The following is a 17,281-nucleotide window of genomic DNA, read 5'->3' on the forward strand; positions in this document are numbered from 1 at the left end:
GGCCCAACGCTCATTAGGCCGAGAGGCGACGGACGGCAGGCTCCGGGCACGCGGCCGGAAGCCTTGGGGCCGCTTGCGCACCTGCCAGCCTTTGAGCTGCAAGATGCGTTGGATCGGCTTGCGGTTCTCCCCCAGGACGCACGCCAGACGGCGATAGCCGTAGGTGGGGAACTGCTCCAGCGCAAGCTTCACTCTCTTGGTTAGCTCCGTATTGATCGTGCGTCGCCGCGGCCTCGGACGGTAATACAACGTCCGCCGGGGAAGCCCCAACCACTGACAGAGTTTGACGAGCGACACCACGTGGCCCTGCTGGACCATTTCCGCCTGCAGCGACCTTACGAGTTCTCGTCCTCGTCGAGCAGGCGGTGAAGTTTTTTAGCGCACAAATCTGCAAGTGGGCCTCGTCCATTCAACCCTCAAACCCGGAAACGCTGAGATCGTGCTGGCGAGCCACTTCAGCGACAGCGGCCCAGCCCTTGAAGATGTCCATGACAGCAGTGGCTTTGAGCTTTGCCGTCCAGCGTTTGACGGTAGGTCCGTTGCTCAATTCCTCCTTTTGCTGGCCGCACTATAGCCTGTGCATCGCGGGAGGGGACTTAAAATTTAACTTGTCGTAAATTAAGTGCTGTAACCATTTAACTCATGTGATATTTTGTAGGAAATAATTGTCGCAATGGTTAAAAGGATTGGTGGGGTTTATGGCAAAAGAATTTTCGAAAGCTGACTACATCCTTAGGAGTTTGCAGAAGATATCGCACAAGAGATGGGAGTTGTACATAGTTTCTCGGATAATCCATAAAATTGATGATGACATTGAATTTGTATGTCAGCAGCATGTCTGTCGTCCAGATGGCTATCGTGCACTTACTGATATTTACTTTCCTCAGTTCAATTTGCATCTGGAGATTGATGAAAAGCATCACTCAAAACAAGTTGCTGAAGATCTTGAGAGAAGTGATGATATTGTTTTAGCTACGGGGCACGAAATCCATAGGTTGCAAACTTATTACGATGAAGGGAGCTTTAAAGATATTTCGATTGTCGCAGCGGAGGCTGATGACTTTATCGACAAGTTGAAAGAAATTAAAGAGATTGATGTTGACAAAAGAAAATTTGTGCCCTGGGACTGGAATTACGCTTATTCTTCAAGTAGATGGATCAAGCAAGGATACTTGGATGTTGCTGATAACCCGGTGTTTCGCACACAGACAGAAGCCTTGAGATGTTTTGGTTTTAAAGGTAAATCACTGCAGCGAGGAGTTTGGAGGATACCTGATAGCACATCCGATATTGTCTGGTTTCCAAGGCTGTATAAACATGGTATGTGGCACAATAAGATAACTAAAGATGGTGGCCATATTTACGAGTGTGCGGAAAACTCTGACGGAAAAAGATCTATAGCGGATCAGTTGATTGATGCAGAGAAAAATCCAGAAAGAAAAACAATAGTTTTTGCCAAAGCTAAAGATTCCTTAGGTAGAAACCTTCTTCGCTATGTTGGTACATTTAAATTGAATATTTCAAAGTCGACTGAGGATTGTATCGTGTTTGACCGCCTAAGTACTAGGGAAAAGGTCAGAGTTTGTTAGTAAGTGATTTGTTAATTTTAAAGTTGATGCCCTGTTTCGAATATCTCGAGGTGTAGTTGTGGTATGGGAAATAAAGCGAATAAGATAAGCCAGAAGTTCATTGGTTGCCTACTAGGCGGAGCTGTCGGTGACGCACTTGGCGCCCCGGTAGAGTTTATGACTCACGTTGAGATTGTGTCTAAGTTCGGTCCGTCTGGCATAACTGAGTACGAGCGTTGTTACGGTGGTATAGGGCGGATTACTGATGATACTCAAATGGTCTTGTTTACTGCCGAGGGTCTGCTGCGAGGCCATGTGCGGGGCGCCAGACGTGGGATATGCCATAGAGCCAGTATGATCGCCAGTGCTTATGAGCGCTGGCTTTATACTCAAGGGTATCGGTCTCAAATGGAAACAGAAGACGACTGGCTCACTAGTGGTTGGTTAGCTGGACATGAAGAACTGCAAGATCAACGTGCGCCGGGGCGTACTTGTATCTCGACATTGCGTTCAATGGAAAGATATGGCGCTTTGGCGAAGAACAATAGTAAAGGCTGTGGTGGGCTCATGCGCGCGGCTCCATGTGGTCTGTTCATTTGGCCTTCTTCGACTGGCAGCGACGCATTCCATCTAGGTGTGCAAGCCGCGGGTATTACTCATGGCCATCCCAGTGGCTATCTGAGCGCTGGAGTGCTTTCTGAATTAATCTTGCATCTCATTAATAGCAAAGGTCTCAGAAATTCGCTTGGCAAAGTGAAGGAGACACTTGTGACTTATGAAGGGCACGAGGAGACGCTTGATGCTCTGGAAAAAGCTGAAGCGTTGGCCGATATCTCTAGTGATCACTTCGAGGCGATTAGTAAGTTGGGGCAAGGATGGGTCGCTGAAGAGGCACTTGCTATTGCTGTATATTGCGCCTTGGTTGCCGAAGATTTCTGCCATGGAGTCTGTCTTGCAGTTAATCATGATGGTGACTCTGATTCTACCGGTGCCATTACTGGTAATCTACTGGGCGCCACGATGGGGGGCTCGGCCATCCCGGATAGGTGGTTGGAACCGCTAGAATTACGGGACGTGATAGCTGAAATGGCTAGGGATTTATTTGAAAGCAACGAATGGGACTTGGATGATTCTGATGGCGTCGACAATGATTGGGTGTGGAAAAAATATCCGGGGTATTGAAATTTTGGACGACATGCGATTATTTTTTGATTTCTTGGTCATGCCATCGTGCTTGCTGGCTCTCAGTGTCGATAGGATGTCAACCGAAGATTGTATTACGATCGATTGGTGCTGTGTTTAATAGATTGCAGATTATTTCTAGATTTTGAATACTTATCTAGAGTATGGCAGTTACGATTTGATGTTTGTTAATTTCCTTTTTACCGAGTTTTATGTCGACGCATGCTTTGGCGCCCCCGATTCTGGAAGCTTTAACTTTGGCTTGAGTGCGGTTACGGTCTCTTCGGCGCTATGTCGGCGCAAGATCCCACACTTAGGAGGCTGAAGTAACACTGGCCTTGAAGAAGGTTGCGGACGTAGATGTCTGTATCTAGTTGGGCCCATTAAAGCCAAGCCCGGTGGGAGAAACCACTATGCCGGCCAGGACTGCAGAAAGTTCTGTGGCCAGCCCCCTCACTCATACCTTTCCTGCCAGCGTTTGATGGCGATGCGTTCCTTCAATAGCTCCAGCATATCGACCAGTACCTGCTCGGTGATCTGTTCGGTTTCCGGGTCGGTGCGCAGCCAGGCGTCTAGGCCGCTTTCGGCCATATGTTCGACGAGGGTCGAGAACTGCGGGGAGCGCAGGCCGGCGAGGGCTTCGTCGACGATATGGCAGGCGAGGTCGGACAGGGAGGTTTCCAGGCCCTGGGTGAGCTGGCTGCCCATGGGCAGGCGTTTGAGACGCTGCAGTTCTGGGGTCTCTGCGAGGGTGCGGGCCACCAGTCCGCGCACGTAGGCCAGGGTTTCGAAGCGGTTACGGTAGGCGATATCGCCCACCATGTTCTCCAGGCGCTGGCTGATTTCCCGTACCAGCGCCTCCTTGCGGGGCGTGATGATCTTGTCGATGGCGGGTGAGGCCAGGCCCTCGCCGCTGGCCAGTTCTCGCTGGACATTGTCGAGCAGGCGAATGGCGATACGGTCGGTCAGCTCTTCCATCAGGATGTCGACGTACTTAGCGACAACGCTGTAGACGTACCAGCGGCGCACATCGATCAGGCCGAGGCGCTGCAGCCGGTGCAGCAGCGAGATGACCCGCAGCACACGCAGCAGGCGAAAGCCCCCCAGCGGAATACAGCCAAGCACGTCATACCAGTGCACAAAGGGGTAGAAGAACCAGCGATGGTAGCGACGCTCGGCGATGGCGACTGCCCAGCCCAGCAGCACATCCAAGAGGAAGACCGTGACGAAGGCCAGGTCGATCGTAAAGAAATTGGCGTGGATGTAGCGGTCGTAGGCGGCGTGCAGGCTAGGGGCGATACCCTCGAAGGCGGCATTCAAGGGCGGTAGCAGGTAGAGGCTGTCGAACAGCAGCAGTCCCAGGTTGATCACCACCAGGACGATGATCGCCAGGTCCCACGCCAGGTGGGCGCGCTCCAGGATGAGTGAGCGGGTTCGCTGTGTCGACATGGGCTCTCCGGCTGCGGACGGTTTAGGCGGTGTCTGTTTGGTTACCTGCTGGCCTACTGAAACAGCCGGCTCTGGCGCTGAATCCGGCGTTCGATGGCGCGGGCCAGCACCTGGTCGTTGGCGCTGGCCAGGGTAAAGGTCTTCTTGGCTCGCGTGACGGCGGTGTAGACCAGCTCTCGTGTCAGGATAGGCGAGAGGGTGTCGGGCATCACCAGCGCGGTATGCACGAACTCGGAGCCCTGGGACTTGTGCACCGTCATGGCGAAGACCGTTTCGACCCGCTGCAGACGACTGGGCAGCACCCAGCGAATGCCGCCCTGGCCGTCACCCGCAGGAAACGCCACGCGCAACATGGTGCCGGCTTCGGGGTTGCCGAATTCCGCCGGTACCTGCAGGGCGATGCCGATATCTCCGTTCATCAGCTTCAAGGCGTAGTCGTTGCCGGTGACCAGCACCGGGCGGCCTTCGTACCAATGGGTATACAGGTCGGGCTTGTCGATCAGGCCGTGGCGCGCCAGTGCCTGCTCGATGCGCTGGTTCAGTGTCTCGACCCCATGATGCCCGCTGCGCAGCGGTGTCAGCAGCTGGAACTGGGCGTGGGCCTTCAGAATGTCTGCTGCCCACTGGTCCCACTCGCTGCGGTCGGCCGCTCTCGCTGGGCGTTCGCGGCCACCGCTGGCGGCGTCAGGTCCTGCGTCGCTGCGCGCTTCACGGGGACGAATGGCGTCAAGGTAGTAGCGGTAGCCCCAGGCGTTGTCATGGCCACGGCCGTCGAGCACCAGCGTCATCAAGGCCCGTTCATCGTTACGGCGTAGACTCAGGCGCTGGGCCTCAGTAAAGGAGGGGGCATCCAGTACCGCCATGGCCCGTCGACTGTCTCCCGCATTGATGGCGCGAGCCAGCTGGCCGATGCCGCTCTGGTCATCGAAGCGGAACGAGTGACGCAGCATGGCGATGGACTGATCCAGCGCCCGTCCACTGCTGGCCTGTTCCGGGGGGAGGCAGAGCGCTGGCGGCAGCTCGGTACCGGTAGCGTCCTGCAACCACTGGGCGGTGTCCGGCTGATAGTGGCCTTCCTCCGCCCGCGCACACAGGTTGCCCAGCACGGCCCCGGCTTCGACCGAGGCTAGCTGGTCCTTGTCGCCCAGCAGGACCAGACGAGCCCTGGGGGGCAGTGCCTCCAGCAGTGCCGCCATCATGTCGATGTCCACCATCGAGGCCTCATCCACCGCCACCATGTCTAGCGGCAGCGGATTAAGGCGATGATGCCGGAAGTGACGGGTATCCGGGCGCGCCCCGAGCAGACGGTGCAGGGTTGTGACCTCGGCGGGGATCGACTCGCGGACCTGCTCGGCGTTAGGCAGGTCGAGGGATGCCAGGGCGGCGATCTGGTCGCGGATGGATTCACTCAGGCGAGCGGCGGCCTTGCCGGTGGGGGCGGCCAGGCGAATGGTCAACGGCACGCCACGTGTGGCGATGGCCTGGGCCTGCAGCAGCGCCAGCAGGCGAATGACGGTGGTGGTCTTGCCGGTGCCGGGACCGCCGGTGATGACCGAGAAGGGCGTCCGTGCGCCCAGGGCGCAGGCGAGTTTCTGGGACTGTGCCTGTTGCGCACGGGGGTCCTGTGGCGGAAACAGGCTGTCCAGTACCGGGCGCAGCTGGCTTGCTTGGGGAACAGCGTAGCTGGCGCTGCCTGTTTCTTCGCTTAGGCTGGTCTGATCCGTGCCGGGATGGGCAGGATAGGCCGCTGCCAATCGATCAGAGATGGCATCGGCGACCCGGCGTTCGTGACGCCAGTAGCGGCGCAGATACAGCCGGTTGCCGTCCAGTACCAGCGGCGTGCTGCCGGGGCCCCGGCCCACCGCGGACCACCGCTCAAGGCGCTGGGCCCAGTCGTCGCCAATGGCGGCCAGCACCTCATCCGGTGGCGCTGGGGCGGTGTCGTCGGGTTCCACCGCGATCAGCGTCTGAGGATGCCGCCTGGCCTGGTCGAGGTCCACCAGCAGATGGCCCTGGCCGGCCTGGTGGCTGACCAGCATCGCGGCGACCAGGCAGCAGGCATCGGCGTCCGGTGCCAGCGCGGCAAGACGATGGGCCAGGGCGGCGTCGAGGTCACGAATCCAGTCGTGTTCGGCCCAGGCGAACTGCAGGCGCAACATGGCCTGGGGATCGGCCAGGGCCTCGCTGACGCTGACGCTGGGGCTGTCTGAGGCAGCATCCGCGCCAGGGCGGTCATGGGTCAGCGTCTCGGTCATGCCGGAGTCTCCTCTTGGCGTTCCCCGGCCAGGCAGCGATCCAGCGCCTCGATGAAGGCCAGCGGTGGCTTGATCGCGGCAACGCCTCGTGAGGGGGCATCGATACCGCGTAGAAACACCAGCATGGCGCCGCCCACGTGCTGCTCGTAATCATAGTCCGGCAGCGTCTGGCGCAGGTGTCGATGCAGCGCCACCAGGTAGAGGGCGAGCTGCATGTCGTAGCGTTTGTCGAGCATGGCGTCGCGCATGGCATCGGGGTGATAGGCAGCGTCGTCGGGGCCCAGCCAATTGGACTTCCAGTCGATGACGTAGAAACGCCCGTCGTGTTCCGCCAGCAGGTCGATAAACCCCTTGAGCAGTCCGTTGAGGCGCTGGAAGCCGAGCTGCGGCCGTGGGGCGCCAGGGAAAAGATGGTCCCGGGTGAGTCGGTCCATCGCTGGGGTAATCGCATTGTGGGTGGCAAACCAGAAGTCGGGTTCCGCCCGGTAGCGCGATAGCTCGCACAGCGTCAGTCCGTCTGTGAGTTCAGTCGTCACTTCAGCCGCCACCTCAGCGGTGGGCAAGGTGGCACCCGGGGGTTCCATGGCCGCAGGTGACAGGGGGGTGGTCAGCCAGCGCTGCATGCCTTGGGTCAGGGCGTCGATGTGGTCGTCCCAGCCTCGCCGTCGGCAGCGCTGTGCCATGCGCGCCTGCAGCGTGGTGTCGCCCACGGCGGCGGCAAAACCATGTTCGGCCATGGCTTCCAGCACCCCGTGGAGGAAGGTGCCGGGCCCAGGTCCACGGGGAAAGGCATGCAGGCTACCGGGCTCGGGCTGGCGTGTGTCGGCGCGGCTCGCTGCCTGACGCTGGTCGCTGTCTTCTTCTTCCAGCACTTCGGCGGCAGGTGTTTCTGGTGCCGCCGCGCCCTTCTGGGCCAGTGCCGAATAGCTGGCAATCCACCAGGGGGCAAAGGCCTGGTGGGCGGCGGAAAGCGCCGGCTTGTGGGCTCGCGTCGACTGCCGGGGCACGACGTTGATGATGGGAGAAGCCACGCTTGAAGGGGCGGTCTCCAGCAGGACGTCGCCACTGTCCCCCTGCATCTGTTGCCAGCAGGCACGCAGGCTCTGTTCGTCCGGGATATTCGCGCCCCCGGCCAGCAGGTGACCAAGGGCCGACTTGTGCAGGGTCGCGGCCTTGCCATTGCCGTACTTGAGGGGCGCGAGGCCGATAAAGCTGGCGTGACGGGCACGGGTCAGGGCCACATAGATAAGTCGGACTTCCTCGGACAGCCGTTCATCATCGGCCAGCTCGAAGCCTTCCTTGGCCATCTCCTTCTTGGGCGCCAGTTCCAGCACCGGGCGGTCGTCAAGGTGGTAGAGCGGGGTCCCGGTCTTGCCGCTGACTTCCTTGTAGGTGCACAGGAAGGGCAGGCATACCACCGGATACTCCAGGCCCTTGGACTTGAAGATGGTGACTACCTGGATGAGCTCGGCATCGCTTTCCAGGCGCAGAATCTGTTCGTCGTCGGCGGGCTCCTGCACATGCTCCGACAGCAGGCGGATCAAGGCGTGGTCGCCATCCAGGGTGTCACTGGCCTGCTGGGCCCACTCTGCCAGGTGCAGCAGGTTGGTCAGGCGCCGCTGGCCCTGGTCGGCATTCAACAGGCGGGCAGGGATGCGATAGTCGTGCATCAGCTTGCGTAGTGCCGGCAGAACGCCGCGCCGCTGCCAGCGCTGGCGGTAGGCCATGAAGCGCTCTTGAACGCGCTCCCAGGCGCTTTCGTCGCGCTGCAGGTGATCCAGCTCCACCAGACTGAGCCCCAGGGTGGCGGTGGCCAGGGCGGTGCGCAGGGTAGACACGGACTCGGGGTGGGCGATGGCCTTCAGCCAGTAGAGCATGTCACGGGCTTCTGCGGTGGCGAAGACGCTGTCCCGGTCAGACAGGTAGACGCTGGCAAGGCCGCGCTGGCTGAGCGCCCGGCGAATGGCGGTGGCCTCGACCCGGTCACGCACTAGAATGGCAATGTCGCTGGCGTTCAAGGGCGTCAGGCGGTCGTCGCCCGGGCGGTCGTCGCCCGGGCGGGCGAAGCCGGCGCGGGGCTCGCCGCCCTCAGGATGGGACTGGTTGAGCCATTCGGCGATGCGGTTGGCGCAGTGATGGGCGGCCTCGCGCAGATAGCGTTCCTTGTTCAGGCAGCCGCTGTCGCTGTCGTCATCGCTGACCAGCCAGCCGGTCAGGGCCGTGGCGGGCTGGCCATCCAGCATCAGGGTTTCCTTGCGGCCGTTGGCCTTGACCGTGACAAAGGGCAGCGGATTGGTGGCCTGCCCGGTAGCATCGGCAAAGCGAAAGGCCCCCCGCTCATGGTGCTGCTCGGCGAAGGCGAACAGCTGGTTCACCGAGTCGACGGCGGCATGACTTGAGCGGAAGTTGGTGTCCAGGCTGTGGTGATGACCCAGGGTGGCCTGGCGGGCCGCCAGGTAGGTATAGATGTCGCCACCGCGAAAGCCGTAGATCGCCTGCTTGGGGTCCCCGATCAGGACCAGCGCACTAGGGTCGTCAGCGTCGTCGATGCTGGCGTCCTCGGTCGCCTTCGCCTTCGCGTTCGCCTGGTCGATGCGGTAGATGCATTCGAAGATGTGGTACTGGGCCGGATCGGTATCCTGGAATTCGTCGATCATCGCCACCGGGAATTGCTGGCGAATCCGCCGCGCCAAGGCGTCTCCGCCTTCGCCGTCGAGGGCCTCGGCAAGCCCGGTAATCATGTCGTTGAAGCCCATCAGGGCGCTGGCCTCAAGCTGCTCGCGCAGGCGCTGGCTGATCCAGCGGCTGGCATCGGCAAGAAACTGGGGGAGCAGCTCACGCTTGAGGTCATCGGCGTGCTGCTGATAGGTGCCCCACTCCTCCAGGGCATCAAACAGGGCGATGTCCGGGACCTCTACGCCTTTCTTCACCTTCAAGCGGGAGCGTGCCAGCTTCTGCACGAACTTCGTGTCGCCGGTGGCGATGCCGCCCTGGGCCCAGTGGTCGAGCTCTTCCAGCCAGCCGGCAAAGGTCTCGTCGTTGTCCTTGCCGCGAAAGCTGTTGCCGTTGAGGCTTGGGCGCAGCGCTTGCAGAGCGTCGCGCACCTCCTGCGCTTCGTCCAGGTAGCGCTGGCGCGCCTGTGCTTCCAGGCTGTCGGCCTTGGCGCGATGGTCACTGAAGGTGGTCAGGGTAGCGGTCAGGTCGGTACTGACCAGCGGCTCGCCGCAGAACATCAGCGCGGCGTCATCCCGGGCGAGCAGGTTGCGGACGTTGCTGTACAACCCCTGAGGCGATGAGAACAGCTCGACCACCGAAGCCGCCAGCGGCTCGCTGAGGGGGTAGACTCGGGTGCGCCAGTAATCGTTGACGGCCTCCTGGGTCAGCTCACTCATGTCCTGAATGACCTCCTGGCGAAACAGCTTGCCGCTGTCGAAGGCGTGTTCCTTCAGCATCCGCTGACACCAGCTGTGAATGGTGGAGATGGCGGCATCATCCATCCATTCGGCGGCCAGTATCAGGCGGCGGGCGCAGACCGGCCAGGCATCCGGGACGAAGTCGTTGCGCAGTTCGGCCAATAGCGGATCGCGGCCGGCCAGGTCGTCGTCGTGGGCGGGATCAGCGCGAAAGGCCTCGGCGGCCTGTACCAGGCGCGCCCGGATGCGCTCTCGCAGCTCCTGGCTGGCGGCTTCGGTGAAGGTCACCACAAGGATGTCGGGGGGTACCAGCGGCTGTGAAAAGCCGTTGTCCGCGCGACAGTCGCTGCGCCCCGGCTGGCCATGGCCCAGTACCAGGCGCACGTAGAGCAGGGCGATGGTAAAGGTCTTGCCGGTCCCGGCACTGGCCTCGATCAACTGGCAGCCGGTCAGTGGCAGGGCCAGCGGTAGCGCCTTGGTTGACGGCGTCTGATGTGCGTCTGACACCAGGGGGCCGTCAGCGGTGGTCTTGGCTGAGCTCATGCATTGGCCCCCTTGGCGGAGTGACGGTTGCCTTGCGTTGCAGGGGCAACCGCAAGGGGAGACTGACGCGCGCGGCTGATCCAGGTGTGCAGGTCGGCATACAGCTCCCGGGTGGCGTCGGCAAAGTCTGGAGCGGTGACCAGTGCTTCCAGGGTAGGGAACTCCCGCAACATCAGCGGGCTGCGTTCGGCCAGGCGTTCCCAGCGGTTTTCCCATGAGGTGCGAAGCTTGGGATCGGACGCCAGGTCAGGTGGTGGCCAATCAGGGGCATCCGCCGCGGGATAGGCCTCAAGGGCGTCGAAGGCGATATCGGGATGGGTCGGGGTGGCGCGCTGCATGGCATGCTGCCACCGCTCCATCAAACGGTTCAGCCGCTGTTCGGCCTGGGGTCGGGTCATGCCCGGTATGGTGAGCTGGCCGCTGGGCGATACCAGGTGGGTGACGGCGCCCGGATAAAGGGTTTGCAGCGCCAGGTGAGCAGGCCAGTGGCGCAGGATCTGGCGCCAGTTGAAGTGCTCGCCCTGGTGGATCTGACTGGTCAACAGCACGATGCGAGCCACCTCGGCTGAGGCATCTGCGCCGGCCTTTTCTCCCAGTTTCTCTCCCTGTCTTTCGCCCAGTGAGAGGGGCCGATCGGCGTGCAGCTGGGTCAGGGTGTCTTCCAGCCGCAGGGTGAGCGCCTGCGTGTCGTCATCAGCGGCCAGTCGGCTTGCATCCAGCGTAAGCCCGCTGTCGTGGCTGACCCGTGGGGCGATCTCCAGGGCATGGGGATAGCGGGCGAGCAGCGCCCGATAGGCCTCCAGGGCAGCGGGAATCCGTTCCAGCAGGCGTTGTCGAATGACCGGGCCCACCGGGGCTGGCGGATAGTGTCCGGCGCGCTGCTGGCGCAGGACCTGGCGGTCGATCAACTCGCTCAGTGAGGCGGCGTCGTCTGGCCGGTGCGCCAATTGCTGACCAATGGGCTGGACCAGGGCCTCGCGCTGTTGCCAGGCGGCCAGACCCGCAAAGCCAAAGGGCTCGTCGTCGTCAGTCAGCACGTTGTCATCGCGCATGCTGGTGGACAGGCGCTGCTGAAACAGCGCTTCGACCGGGTCACGCAACAGTCCGGCCAGGTGCGACAGCTGAAGGGGGCCTTCCGGTTGCCATGGGCCCAGGCCGTTGGACGCGGAATCTGCTCCATGCGGCCCGTGGGGATCCGTCGAGTCGACTGCCGACGCCAGCGAGTCAGCGGTCGCGCGAGTAGCGGTCCCTGCGGCAGTGTCCATGGTGCTGCCAGAGGCGGCGTGCAAGTCCTGCCACTCGTCGGCGTAGGTGAACAGCCGGGAATCCGCCTGGAAGTAGGCGGCGCCAAAGGGCTGCAACGGGTGCTGGGCCGTCAGCGCTTCGAGCAGGGCGTCGGCCATCTTGGCATCGTCGGCCAGGCTGCGCTGGGCGTGAGGCGGCTGATCCGGGAGGCGCCAGCCTTTGGCCAGGTGGTCGCGCAACTGGCCCACCAGCACGCTGGGGGGCTTTTCACCGTTGTCCTGTGGGCTGCGACCGCACCAGCTGATGGTCAGTCGCTCCCGTGCGGACAACAAGGCCTCCAGAAACAGGTAGCGGTCATCGTCTCGGCGTGAGCGATCTCCGGCGCGATAGTGACCGCGCATGGCCATCAGGTCGAAGTCCATGGCGGTGGCCTGGCGCGGGTAGGCGCCGTCATTCATGCCCAGCAGCACCACCTGCCGGAACGGAATGGCACGCATCGGCATCAGGGTGGCGAAGGTGATGCGCCCCATCATGAAGCTCTGCGACAGCTGCGGGTCATCGATGCGCGATAGCCAGCTTTCGCGCACCACGGCCAGCGGCAGGTCGGTGGTCACCGCTGCCGAAGTAATCTCTTCCTGCCAGGTCTCGAGGGAGGCCTGGATGCGACCCATCAGGGTCTGCTCCGCGCTGGTGCTGGGGGTCAGGGTGCGTTCGAGCATGGTCGATAGCACGCGGTCCCAGTCCGCCGCCGGACGGGGTGCGGACAGCAACTGGCGCAGCTCACTCAGGGTCATGATCAGCCGGTACAGGGGGCCGACCAGTGCCGCGTCTAAACCGGCCACCTCGTCGTAGGGCACCACCTCGAGCCAGTCGTCGCCGCTGTCCTCGGCCTCGCCGACGGCGTAGCCCATCAGCATGCGTTCAAGACCAAAACGCCAGGTATGCAGTTCGTCGTGCTCCGGCAGTCCCAGTTCGGCCCGCTGGGCGGCGTCCAGGCCCCAGCGCACGTTGGCCTCGCGGATCCAGCGCTGCAGGGTGGGCAGGTCGCCTTCACCCAGGCCAAAGCGCTCGCGCACCGCCGGGATGTCGAGCAGGTCGAGAATCTCGCTGGCACGGAAACGCATGCGCGGAAGCGAGAGCAGCGTTTCCAGGGCGACCAGCAAGGGCTCCCGATGTCGCTGCTGCTGGTCGGCGACGTGGTAGGGCAGATGACGACGTTCGCCCGGGGCGAATTGCCCAAAGACGGCGTCGATGTAAGGGGCATAGTCGTTGATGTCCGGCACCATGACCATGATGTCACGGGGCTCTAGCGTCGGGTCTGCGGCAAAGCTTGCCAGCAGCTGATCGTGCAGGACTTCGAGCTCGCGCTGAGGGCTGTGGCAGATGTGAAAGCGGATCGAGCCATCTTGCTCAGGATCCAGTGCCGGCCATGTCTGCTGGGTCTCGGACAGTGGCCGCAGGTTGAGAATGTCGTCCTGCAACTGGCCCAGTAGGTGCTCGGTAGGCGGTTCGAGAAACAGGTCGACGGCGCCATCGAGCAGGGCGCTCATGGCCTCGACATCGGTATGGTCATGTTCGCTCAGCAGCTGCAGGTAGTCGCGGCCCTGCTTGCCCCAGGCCGCCAGCAATGGGTGGGCGTGCAGGTGCAGGTGTTCCAGCGACTGATGCAGGTCGGCGGGCATGCCTTCACGCCGGCGCTGACGCACATGGCGACGCAGCACTTCCTGGGTCTCGATGATCTCGCCCCAGTAGAACTGGCAGGGATTGAGCAGGCACAGCACCACCTCGCAGACCCCGGAGAGAGCCGCGAGAACTTCAAGAGTCTGCTGTGGCAGCGACGAGATGCCGAACACCACGATACGCGGCGGCAGCTCGTCGGGACGCTGCTGCAGGGTCTCTGCGGCGGCCTTGAAACGCTGATGAATGGCGCCGCGATGGGTGTGACGCAGGCCGTCCTCCAGGGAGTCGCCGATCATGCGCCACAGGGCGGGTTGCCAGAGCTGCTCTTCTGGTACCGGTATGCGGCGATTGCCGGGCAGAATCAGGCTATCGTCACCCTTTTCCCAGGCGCTCAGCCAGTCTGCCCGGTACACCTGATACTGGTCGAACAGGTCGGCCAGGCGTTCCGCCAGCTGGTAGTGCTTGCGGCGCTCATCATCGTCGCGCAGATAGCGTTCCAGAGGGGCGAACAGCGGATCCATCAACGCCTTGGGCAACAGCTCCATCAGACGCCAGCGCAGTCGGCTCTTGTCGAAGGGCGACGTCGTGGGCACTGTACCTGGTCCTTCGACATCCTCGATGACCGCACGATAGGCCTGCCACTGTAGCCGCGCCGGCAGCGCCACATCCGTTCCCAGACAGATACCGTAGCCGGGAGCGCCCTGACGCTCGGCGATAGAGGTCTTGAGCCATTGTGCAATGCCGTTGCTCTGCACCAGGAAAAGTGTACGTGCGAGCGGATGGAGGGGGCGGCGGCCGAGCCATTTCAGCGTCAGATCGCGCAGGTCTTCCATGCGGTTGCCCTGCAGGACAATCATCCCGGAGGCGGCTGTATCGGTCATGGCTTGCTCTCTTTGCGGCGCGGGAAGGCCTGTGGCGGAGGCCTGCGTCGTGACTGTCTCGGCATAGCCTAATAGATGCAGCGCCAAGGATCATCTGCGGGCAGTCACGCTGCGACAGGTCGTCGGCTACTTCGGGTCACGTCGACGCTGGCGTTCACTGAAGAGCAGCCAGATGCATAGGGCGGCGACCAGATAGGTTACTAAAGGAATGGCCAGGCCGTAGGCCAGTACCTTGAAGGAAAAGTCGTTTTTGACAAAGAGGAACAGCAGAAGCACGGGGAACCAGCAGAGAGCGATGCCTTGCGCGAGCTTCTTTAGTGCGGTGATGACCACCGACGGTGCCTTGTCCTGCATTTACGCCTCGTCATATCCATATGGGCTGAAGAATTCTCCTACCATGTCTAGGGGCACCTTGTGCACCCTAGTCGTCATGCACCGCAGCCATCAGGCACCGCAGCCATCGTGCACAGAATGCTCGCACCCGCGCTAGTCGGTCTCTTTTGGAGGTGGCGGGAAGGCACGCTGTATCTCTCGTTGGTTGGTATGACACACCTCGAGAGGAAAGTGCGATTCGATCCAGCGTGTAAAGCGCTGGCCTTGCATGGCGTTACGCTGTGTGCCTAGCCCGCGGCATAGGTTCAAGGCATTTCCCACCTCGCCGCCGACGATAATGACCTTGAACAAGGTGCCGGCAGAGTAGCACATGACCGCATGCGCAGGCCGGTGTGGGCGGCTCACGTCCTTCACTTCGAAGTCGTGGACGTGATCGGTGTATTGGTATTCGGGGAAGTCGGAGAGTGCACCTAGCATGAATCATGGCTCCTTGTGCGGTGTCTTCACGTCATCCGTGACGTGAACAGCGAAGGACTGCGTCAGGTTGCCCAGGGGCAATGGCTTGGGGCTGTTTGCCCGCTTGCCTGGGGTCGATAATGCCAGAGCTGGCGTCACGATCAATCACCAGGCAAGAGGACTTCCTGCGTCATGGCCTGGAGACAGCGTGACGGGACTCAGCGGTTCCGGGCCAGCGGCGTTGGCGGGTGGCCCGCTGCCACGAAACAGCAGGACCGGTTCTGGTCGTGCGAGTAGGAAGCGCGAGCAGGAAGCGCAGTCGCGACCGGACTGAGCTTCCGCTTCGGTAGGCCACTTTAGTGGGGCTTTGCTGCGTGCTCCGAGTTCCGAAAGTCGAGTTCTTTGCCTCGTTTCCTGTGCCCCGTTCCTTGTGCCCCAGGGCCTCTCAGGGTCTCCCGGAGCTCAAGACAGTTCGACTCGTCCCGGTGCAAGCGGTAACGCTTAGATGAGCTCTTCGATGTTGTCGACGGTGGGCTCGAGGATGAGCTCGCCAGTGCCTTGCTTTACCACGCGGTTGGGTTCGATAAAGCAGGTGACGAGGCACCTGGCGCTCTCGCCACCGTCGGAGATGGTGTAGGTCTTCTTGGTCGATACAACACGACCCTGGACGAAGACCAGGCTTGTCTTTCCTTCTTCTTCCGCGGTGAAGGGCAGTTCAAGCAGTTCGTCTGTGCCGGGTACTTCCAGCAAGGTATCGATCTGATGTTCGGGCATGTCCAGCGGTGACGGTTTCAGCGTCAGGGGTTCGAGAGACTTTGTGTTGAGGGAGTCTGTGAGTTGGAACATCAATCGGTAGTTCATGTCTCGTCCTGGTTGGTTTCCTTCCGGCGTAGTGCCTTCACTCGCCTGTTCCCTGCGGTGCTCACTCACCCTCCGCGGCGCTGAGGGCCCGGCCGATCTAGGAGGTTCCCGACCATGGCTACAACGCCTGCAGTATCAGTGACTTAAGAATTATACAGCGAGCGCCCCTTGTATAGCATTTGTGATGCGTCAGGGCTAATACTTTATGCCGAGGCGGGCAGAAGCTGGCTGGCACAGCCAGGGCTGGGCGTGTTGCATTACCCCCTTTCGAAGGGTGGGGCTGTGTCGTGGTTGGGTCATATGAGCGTATCGTAAAACAGGACGTGGTGATTTTTTGCTCATTTTTCCCGCTTTCTGTCGGCACTTACTATCCGCACTTTCTATCCCCCACTTTCTATCTGCCCTTTCCATCAGCCCTTTCTGTCTACGCTTGCTATCTTCCTTCAGGTGAGGTTAGGAGATAGGAGTTTTCTTTGTAGGAAATATTGGACAATTCAAGATGAGGTTGAATGACCTATTTTTCCTAACTGCTTACCTTTCTTCACCCTTTTGATGTCAATTCTCCTATCGTTGTGCTTTTCCGCTACGACATTCATTTCTACTGCATTTTTTCACTTCCTTTTCTTGGGGTAGTATCTCGATAATGTCGAGTCTACTCAGCATGTCTTGTCAGCCAGCCGGTGCGACACCAGGTTGCGATAAATATATGTCTGGAAACGTTGAGCAGGGTCACCATATCCAGGCATCACGGCCGTTGAGTGAGGTCTTGCGGTAGCCATTGCTACGCCGTATGAAGTGGCAAAGTAACAAGTAGAGTTAAGTTTAGGTATGAGTAATATTATTTCAAAAATACATGGTAGTCAGGCAGTGGTACAGCGAATTTTTATCGGCGACATGCCAGAGACATTATGGCTATAGCGTTTGATCATTGAGTGTAAATGCCGGGATAAACCGTTGCCAAAATGTCTTGGATGAAGACGACGTTTTACGTCCCCCCTCCGGTAGTGCTCTGGTCGACCGGCGTGATGACATCCTTGCCTATGAGGCGGGCGTCATCCAGGCCGATGCCATCGATCATCGCGAAAGTCCCGTCTATTTCATCGTTCAGGCGCGCTTCTAGTGGCCGCGCCAGATACGTGCCATGCCCTCCAGGAGGGACGTTTAATGAACTCACGCCGTCCGCTGTTTCGCCATCTGGCCATCGTCATGATCAACGCCCTGTTCTGGCATCCCGTGGTGGTGCTGGCAGACGGCATCGTAGTGGCACCGGGGGGAAACACCCGGCTCGATCAGGCGGGCAACGGCGTGCCGGTGGTCAACATCGCCACCCCCAACGACAAGGGGCTCTCCCACAACCGCTTTCGCGACTACAACGTGGACGCCCGCGGGCTCATCCTCAACAACGCTACCGGCAA

Annotated in this window: 12 protein-coding genes and 1 pseudogene; 4 read left to right on the plus strand and 9 right to left on the minus strand. The window is 60.8% G+C overall.

The features are described 5' to 3' along the window. Positions 1 to 192: pseudogene (locus tag KUV45_RS06885) on the minus strand (IS3 family transposase); the annotation flags it as partial. 217 nt (positions 193 to 409) lie between these two features. Next, a complete protein-coding gene (locus KUV45_RS20435; protein WP_222164374.1) occupies positions 410 to 547 on the minus strand; it encodes a transposase in 138 nt (45 codons plus the stop codon). Positions 548 to 698: 151 nt separating this feature from the next. Here KUV45_RS20435 and KUV45_RS06895 point away from each other — a divergent pair, with 151 nt between their 5' ends. Together KUV45_RS06895 and KUV45_RS06900 are read left to right on the plus strand one after the other, a co-directional pair. Beyond that, complete coding sequence (locus KUV45_RS06895) at positions 699 to 1,589, plus strand: AbaSI family restriction endonuclease (protein WP_222164375.1); 891 nt, start codon at positions 699 to 701, stop codon at positions 1,587 to 1,589. 63 nt (positions 1,590 to 1,652) lie between these two features. Then, entirely contained in the window at positions 1,653 to 2,750 is a 1,098-nt protein-coding gene (locus KUV45_RS06900) for an ADP-ribosylglycohydrolase family protein (RefSeq protein ID WP_222164376.1), read from the plus strand. Between the two features lie 453 nt (positions 2,751 to 3,203). Here KUV45_RS06900 and KUV45_RS06905 read toward each other — a convergent pair whose 3' ends face one another. The 7 genes from KUV45_RS06905 to KUV45_RS06935 form a co-directional block, all read right to left on the minus strand. Continuing rightward, on the minus strand, positions 3,204 to 4,199 hold the full coding sequence (locus tag KUV45_RS06905) for an ion transporter (protein WP_222164377.1): 996 nt from the start codon (positions 4,197 to 4,199) through the stop codon (positions 3,204 to 3,206). A gap of 53 nt (positions 4,200 to 4,252) precedes the next feature. Beyond that, the gene (gene recD, locus KUV45_RS06910) at positions 4,253 to 6,454 is read right to left on the minus strand and encodes an exodeoxyribonuclease V subunit alpha (protein WP_222164378.1); all 2,202 of its coding nucleotides are present in this window, start codon (positions 6,452 to 6,454) and stop codon (positions 4,253 to 4,255) included. Next, positions 6,451 to 10,410 (minus strand): exodeoxyribonuclease V subunit beta, encoded by a 3,960-nt coding sequence (gene recB / locus KUV45_RS06915; protein WP_222164379.1) that lies wholly within the window; start codon positions 10,408 to 10,410, stop codon positions 6,451 to 6,453. The genes recD and recB overlap by 4 nt, the downstream gene beginning before the upstream one ends. Further along, positions 10,407 to 14,216, minus strand: coding sequence for an exodeoxyribonuclease V subunit gamma (gene recC, locus KUV45_RS06920; protein WP_222164380.1), 3,810 nt, complete (start codon positions 14,214 to 14,216; stop codon positions 10,407 to 10,409). The genes recB and recC overlap by 4 nt, the downstream gene beginning before the upstream one ends. A gap of 126 nt (positions 14,217 to 14,342) precedes the next feature. After that, complete coding sequence (locus KUV45_RS06925) at positions 14,343 to 14,570, minus strand: hypothetical protein (protein WP_222164381.1); 228 nt, start codon at positions 14,568 to 14,570, stop codon at positions 14,343 to 14,345. 132 nt (positions 14,571 to 14,702) lie between these two features. Beyond that, a complete protein-coding gene (locus KUV45_RS06930) occupies positions 14,703 to 15,026 on the minus strand; it encodes a hypothetical protein (protein ID WP_222164382.1) in 324 nt (107 codons plus the stop codon). Positions 15,027 to 15,506: 480 nt separating this feature from the next. Continuing rightward, entirely contained in the window at positions 15,507 to 15,866 is a 360-nt protein-coding gene (locus tag KUV45_RS06935) for a hypothetical protein (protein ID WP_206938463.1), read from the minus strand. Positions 15,867 to 16,833: 967 nt separating this feature from the next. On the opposite strand from KUV45_RS06935, the gene KUV45_RS06940 reads away from it, so the two are divergent. Together KUV45_RS06940 and KUV45_RS06945 are read left to right on the plus strand one after the other, a co-directional pair. Further along, the gene (locus KUV45_RS06940) at positions 16,834 to 16,986 is read left to right on the plus strand and encodes a hypothetical protein (RefSeq protein ID WP_222164383.1); all 153 of its coding nucleotides are present in this window, start codon (positions 16,834 to 16,836) and stop codon (positions 16,984 to 16,986) included. 44 nt (positions 16,987 to 17,030) lie between these two features. Then, positions 17,031 to 17,281 (plus strand): filamentous hemagglutinin N-terminal domain-containing protein (locus tag KUV45_RS06945; RefSeq protein WP_222164384.1); only part of this gene is annotated, 251 nt, incomplete at its 3' end.

The organism is Halomonas sp. DP3Y7-2, from assembly GCF_019800795.1.
Classification (GTDB): domain Bacteria; phylum Pseudomonadota; class Gammaproteobacteria; order Pseudomonadales; family Halomonadaceae; genus Halomonas; species Halomonas litopenaei_A.

Excerpts from the sequence above, each read along its gene's own strand:
- recD (WP_222164378.1), bottom strand. The coding sequence starts at position 6,454 with ATGACCGAGACGCTGACCCATGACCGCCCTGGCGCGGATGCTGCCTCA.
- KUV45_RS06900 (WP_222164376.1), top strand. The coding sequence starts at position 1,653 with ATGGGAAATAAAGCGAATAAGATAAGCCAGAAGTTCATTGGTTGCCTA.
- KUV45_RS06930 (WP_222164382.1), bottom strand. The coding sequence starts at position 15,026 with ATGCTAGGTGCACTCTCCGACTTCCCCGAATACCAATACACCGATCAC.
- recB (WP_222164379.1), bottom strand. The coding sequence starts at position 10,410 with ATGAGCTCAGCCAAGACCACCGCTGACGGCCCCCTGGTGTCAGACGCA.
- KUV45_RS06925 (WP_222164381.1), bottom strand. The coding sequence starts at position 14,570 with ATGCAGGACAAGGCACCGTCGGTGGTCATCACCGCACTAAAGAAGCTC.
- KUV45_RS06895 (WP_222164375.1), top strand. The coding sequence starts at position 699 with ATGGCAAAAGAATTTTCGAAAGCTGACTACATCCTTAGGAGTTTGCAG.
- KUV45_RS06905 (WP_222164377.1), bottom strand. The coding sequence starts at position 4,199 with ATGTCGACACAGCGAACCCGCTCACTCATCCTGGAGCGCGCCCACCTG.
- recC (WP_222164380.1), bottom strand. The coding sequence starts at position 14,216 with ATGACCGATACAGCCGCCTCCGGGATGATTGTCCTGCAGGGCAACCGC.
- KUV45_RS06935 (WP_206938463.1), bottom strand. The coding sequence starts at position 15,866 with ATGAACTACCGATTGATGTTCCAACTCACAGACTCCCTCAACACAAAG.